The 1,120-nt window shown below is 76.8% G+C and carries 3 protein-coding genes; all 3 read right to left on the reverse strand.

Features of this window, described 5'->3' with window-relative positions:
• Positions 1–140: 140 nt before the first annotated feature.
• A complete protein-coding gene (rpmF, locus tag AE652_RS41835) occupies positions 141–314 on the reverse strand; it encodes a 50S ribosomal protein L32 (RefSeq protein WP_049661326.1) in 174 nt (57 codons plus the stop codon).
• 48 nt (positions 315–362) lie between these two features.
• Positions 363–599, reverse strand: a complete 237-nt coding sequence (gene rpsR, locus AE652_RS41840; RefSeq protein ID WP_049661328.1) for a 30S ribosomal protein S18 — start codon at positions 597–599, stop codon at positions 363–365.
• Positions 600–613: 14 nt separating this feature from the next.
• Positions 614–1,120, reverse strand: a 507-nt coding sequence (locus AE652_RS41845) for a GTP-binding protein (protein WP_049661330.1), incomplete at its 5' end; no start/stop codon positions are given.

Below are 1,120 nucleotides of genomic sequence, written 5' to 3' on the forward strand. Positions count from 1 at the left end.
CCCCCGCGCGACCGCGCCGTCGCCCTTCGGCCCGCGCCGGGGCCCCCGCCCCCACCCGTCGCTCCCCCACCCGCCGCTCGGACGCGCGCCGCCGCCGAGGGGCCCACCCTCCCCTCGACGGCGGCTTCCTCCCGTCGCGCCTACTGCCCGTCCGGGTCGAGCAGACCCCGCCGGTACGCCGGGACGAGGTTCTGCGGGACGAGCATCTCCCGGCCGTTCAGGGTGATCGCGACCAGCTTCGGGGGCGTCGCCCGCCACTGGGCCCGGCGGTGCCGGGTGTTGCTGCGGGAGGTCTTGCGCTTGGGTACGGCCATCGCGGGCTCCTTCTCGGGTGGTGTGGTCGAACGCGTCGTCGGGCGGCGCTACCGGGTGGCGCCGGAGGCGTACGGCAGGAGGGCCGTCTCCCGGGCGTTCTTGATCGCCCGGGCCACCGCCCGCTGCTGCTCGGCGGTGAGCCGGGTGACCCGGCGGCCGCGGATCTTGCCGCGGTCGGAGACGAAGCGGCGCAGCAGGTCGGTGTCCTTGTAGTCGATGTACTCGATGCCCGCCGCGAGCAGCGGGTTGGGCCGGGGCTTCGGCGGGGCGGATCGTTTGCGCACGGGAGGGCGCTCCTTCAGTGGACGGGGTCGAGCAGGTCCTGGAAGGCGTCCGGCAGGGCCTTCCAGCCGGGTTCGCCGGCGGCGAGTTCGGCGTCGGTGAGCAGGCAGGAGTCGAGCAGGTCGGTGATGCCGTCGACGTCCAGCCCCTCGGCGGTGAAGCTGAGCTGCTGCACCCGGTCGCCGTGCCGGGGGTGCCAGTCGAGGGCGGCGGCGGCCCGGCGCGCGGGCGGGTAGAGCTCCCAGGCCGCGTCGGGCAGGGAGGTGAGCCAGGGCCCGCACTCCTCGACCGCGAGGTTCGCCCCGGCGGCGTCCCAGGCGAGTATCAGGTCGGGCCGGTTGGCCAGCCAGAACCGGCCGCGGCTGCGCTGCGCCGCCGGGACGAGCAGCTCCAGCGCCCGGTGCAGCCGCTCGGGGTGGAGCGGTCGGCGGCGCTCCCACAGCAGGGTGGCGACGCCCGCCTCGTCCCGCTCCTGCGGCAGCAGCGCGAGCGCCGGGTTGACCCGGTCGCGGGCGGCGGCCAC

The organism is Kitasatospora sp. MY 5-36 (assembly GCF_001182915.1).
Lineage (GTDB): Bacteria > Actinomycetota > Actinomycetes > Streptomycetales > Streptomycetaceae > Kitasatospora.